The 3558-nt window shown below is 75.7% G+C and carries 4 protein-coding genes; 3 read left to right on the top strand and 1 reads right to left on the bottom strand.

Going from position 1 to position 3558, the window contains the following annotated elements:
- The first annotated feature begins 91 nt into the window (after positions 1–91).
- Positions 92–748 (top strand): response regulator transcription factor, encoded by a 657-nt coding sequence (locus tag GQS09_RS27580; RefSeq protein WP_207958365.1) that lies wholly within the window; start codon positions 92–94, stop codon positions 746–748.
- A 106-nt stretch (positions 749–854) separates the two neighbouring features.
- On the opposite strand, the gene GQS09_RS27575 is transcribed toward GQS09_RS27580, so the two are convergent.
- Positions 855–1022 (bottom strand): hypothetical protein, encoded by a 168-nt coding sequence (locus GQS09_RS27575; RefSeq protein WP_207958364.1) that lies wholly within the window; start codon positions 1020–1022, stop codon positions 855–857.
- A gap of 367 nt (positions 1023–1389) precedes the next feature.
- Between GQS09_RS27575 and GQS09_RS27570 the strand changes: the two genes are divergently transcribed.
- Positions 1390–2214: a hypothetical protein gene (locus GQS09_RS27570; protein WP_165990247.1), complete on the top strand. Its 825-nt coding sequence runs from the start codon at positions 1390–1392 to the stop codon at positions 2212–2214.
- A gap of 297 nt (positions 2215–2511) precedes the next feature.
- Positions 2512–3558, top strand: a complete 1047-nt coding sequence (locus GQS09_RS27565) for an ROK family protein (RefSeq protein ID WP_165990246.1) — start codon at positions 2512–2514, stop codon at positions 3556–3558.

Here is a 3558-nt window from a genome sequence, read left to right as displayed (position 1 = left end):
GCGCGGCGGGAGAAGCAGGGCCGGGCGCGGCGGGAGAAGCAGGGCCGGGCGCGGCGGGAGAAGCAGGGCCGGGCGCGGCGGGAGAAGCGGGGTGGCGCGGGTGATCTCGCTGGCCGCGGTGGAGGACGACCGGATGCTGCTTTCCGGGCTGGCGGCCTGGCTGGCGCGCACACCGGATCTGCGGCTGCGCACCGCGACCGCCACCGTGGACGAGTTCCTGCGCCGCCGGCGGAGGACGGATGTGGTGCTGCTCGGCCTGGATCTGGCCGACCGTTCGGATCCCGCGGAGAACGTGCGGCGCATAGCCGCCACCGGGGCGCGGGTGCTGGTGGTGGGCACGGCGGCGGACCCGGACCGGCTGCCGGCGGTGCGCGCCGCCGGGGCAGCGGCCCACCTGACCAGGGACCGGGACCTCAATGAACTCGCCCGCGCGGTCCGGCGCATCGTCGCCGGGCGGCCGGTGCCGGCGGGGGTGACGTCCGCGGAGCCGGGTCCGGGCGGTGGCGGCGGGGCCGGACAGCCGGCGCTGTCCGCGCAGGAACAGCGGCTGCTGCGCGCCTACGCCTCCGGGCTGACGCTGGACTCGGCGGCCCGGTCCACCGGGATACGTCCGGCCACCGCGCGCACCTATCTGGAGCGGATCAAGCGCAAGTACCGGGACGCCGGCCGCCCCACCTACACCAAGCTGGACCTGGCCGACCGCGCCCGGGAGGACGGCCTCCTGGGGCAGCCGCCGGCCGGGGCCTGAGCGGGTCCGGCGGCGCAGGGAGGCTGCCGCGGCGGAGGCGGCCGGGGCCGGCCGGAACCGATGGGATGTTCCGGCCGGCCCCTTGCTGACCGATGGGGCGGATCTGTCAGCCGTGACGGGCGGGCTTGCCGAAGCGCCGGCCCTGGGCCTTCAGCCCCGGAATGGTCCGGGCCACGGCCTCGACCGTGGGACTGCGGTCGCCGCCGCCGTCGTGCAGCAGGACCACGGCTCCGGCTTCCCCGCGGGGCCGGGACGGCGTGCTGTCGGACGCCATGGTGATGTCCCTTCCGGCCGGCACCTTCCGGTGCGCTTGAGGACTGAGCGGCCCGAACGGATGCCGAAATATTTCAGAAAACTTCCGATCGGGAGCGCCCACACTCTAGAAAGACGCCATGCCCCCGTCAAGGCAGGGGAGACCAACTTCCCGACGACTTGGCCCTGTCCCGGCGCGGCGGAGAAGCCGCCCCGGGGCAAACACTGCCGAAAGCGTCTCGGCGCCCTGCCGGAAACCCGGCCCGGAGGGGCCACCCGGCCACGGCCGCGAGCCCTGCCTGGCGGGCGTCTGGTGGCGGGAGGGGAATTGCCCGTAGGGTGCGGGCGGCGCGCATGGAAGCGCTCCCACGACCCCATGGAGGATTGTCATGCCCCTGCCCTCACAGGCCAGGAAGGTGTCCCTGCTGCTCGGCGCATTACTGCTCACCGGCGGCGCCACGGTGGCCGGGACCGGCCAGGTGGCCGCGCACGGCGGGCCGCACCGCGGCAGTTGTCCGCCCGACCCGGCCCTGCTGTTCTGCGAGGACTTCGAGGATCTGCCGCGCGGGGCCGGCACCAGCCTCGACTGGGGCGTCGACACCCGGCACGGCACCCTGGCCGTCACCCGGGAGCGCGGCCGGCACCGCGGCCAGGTGCTGTCCCTGCACACCGAGGGCAACGGCCACGCCTTCCTGGAGGTGGACGACTTCTCCGCCCCCGGCAACAGCTTCTACGGCCGGATGCGGGTGTACGTCGAGGAGTTCCCCACCGCACCGGACTGGGCGCACTTCACCCTGGTCGAGGCCACCGGCAGGGGGGACGGCAGCGTGGTCCGCCCGGTCGGCGGCCAGTACGTGCCCGTCGTCGGGGACGGGGTGCAGCTGTGGGGCATCGGCTCGGACGGGGGCCCGACCGGCGACTGGACCGGCTGGCGGGAGTCGGCCCCGGCCACGGCGGGCCGCTGGACCTGCCTGGAGTGGCAGCTCGACGCCGCCGACAACCGGGTGGAGGTGTGGATCGACGGCGAGCACCAGCCCGACATGAGCGTCACCACCGACCGCCACGGCGGCAACCAGGTCCCGTTCGTCTTCCCCGAGTTCGACACCGTCCGCATCGGCTGGCAGCTCTACCAGGGCGATCCGGAGCCCGGCTCCTACGACCTGCGCCTGGACGACCTGGCGCTGTCCACCGAACGCGTCGGCTGCCGCCCCTGACCCCGGCCCATCGGACCGGAGGAGAGGGCCTGCTCAGAGCGCTGATGCACCTCCTCGCCGGCACCTCGCCACTCCGGCCCGGCCGGGCCCGGGAGCAGCACGGAACCGCCGGGCGGAAGCACCGCACCGCCCCGCCGCAGGGCACACACAGGACACACACAGGACACACGCAGGGCGAGGACAGGTGCACGGAGAAGTAAGTTTACGAACTTAAAGAAGTGGCATACCGTGTGGGGGCACGCTTCCGTCCCTGGTGCGTCCTTGCTTCGTCCCTGCTCAAGCCGCTGGAGCCGCCCCGTGTCCTCCCCGTCCGCAGAACTGGTGGCCGCCATCGACCTCGGCGGGACCAAGATCGCCGGTGCCCTGGCCGACCGCACGGGGCGGCTGCTGGCCCGGGTGGAGCGCCCCACCCCGGCCCGTGGACCGGCGGCCGAGATGCTGGGCGCGGTGCGGGCGGTGACCGACGCGCTCGCCGCTCATCCCGGCTGGCCCGCGGTGGGTGCCGTGGGCATCGGCAGCGCCGGGCCGGTGGACATCGCCGCGGGCACCGTCAGCCCGGTCAACATTCCCTGCTGGCGGGAGTTCCCGCTGGCCGGTGCGGTCGCCGGGCACACCGGGCGGCCGGTCACCCTGATCGGCGACGGCAATGCCTTCGCGGCCGGCGAGCACTGGCTGGGCGCGGCCCGCGGACGCAGCAATGTGCTGGGCATGGTGGTCTCCACCGGCGTGGGCGGCGGCCTGATCCTGGACGGCCGGGTGCATGCCGGGCCGTCCGGCAACGCCGGCCACATCGGTCACATCAGCGTGGACTTCGGCGGCGACCCCTGCCCGTGCGGTGGCCGGGGCTGCGTGGAGCTGCTGGCCAGCGGCACCAGCATCGCCCGGTACGCCCGGGAGCTGGGCTGGCGGCCGGGTGAGGGAGAGCCCGGCGGCGCCGCGGGGGTGGCGGCGGCGGCCCGGCGCGGCGAGCCGCCGGCCCTCGCGGCCTTCGAGCGCTCGGCCCGGGCACTGGCCGCCGCCATCGCCGCCACCGCCGCCCTGGTGGAGATCGAGACGGCGGTCATCGGCGGCGGGGTCAGCCGGGCCGGCGAGCTGCTCTTCGCCCCGCTGCGGCGGGCTCTGGCGGACTACACGGGCCTGCCGTTCACCCAGGGCGTGCAGGTGGTGGCGGCCCGCCTCGGCGGCGACGCGGGGCTCCTCGGCGCGGCGGCGGCCTGCTGGTCCGCCACCGGCACGGACAGCCCCGACAGCCCCGAGGAGGCAGGCGGCACAGACGGTGCCGGGAGCACCGCGGACGCCGCCGGCACGGAGCGCGGCGGGCTGCGGGCGGCGGCGGGCCGCTGA

The organism is Streptomyces sp. YIM 98790, from assembly GCF_011421595.1.
In the GTDB taxonomy this organism is placed as follows: domain Bacteria; phylum Actinomycetota; class Actinomycetes; order Streptomycetales; family Streptomycetaceae; genus Streptomyces.
The sequence above is the reverse complement of the archived record's forward strand: the minus strand, read 5'-3'. Positions and strand labels throughout refer to the sequence as shown.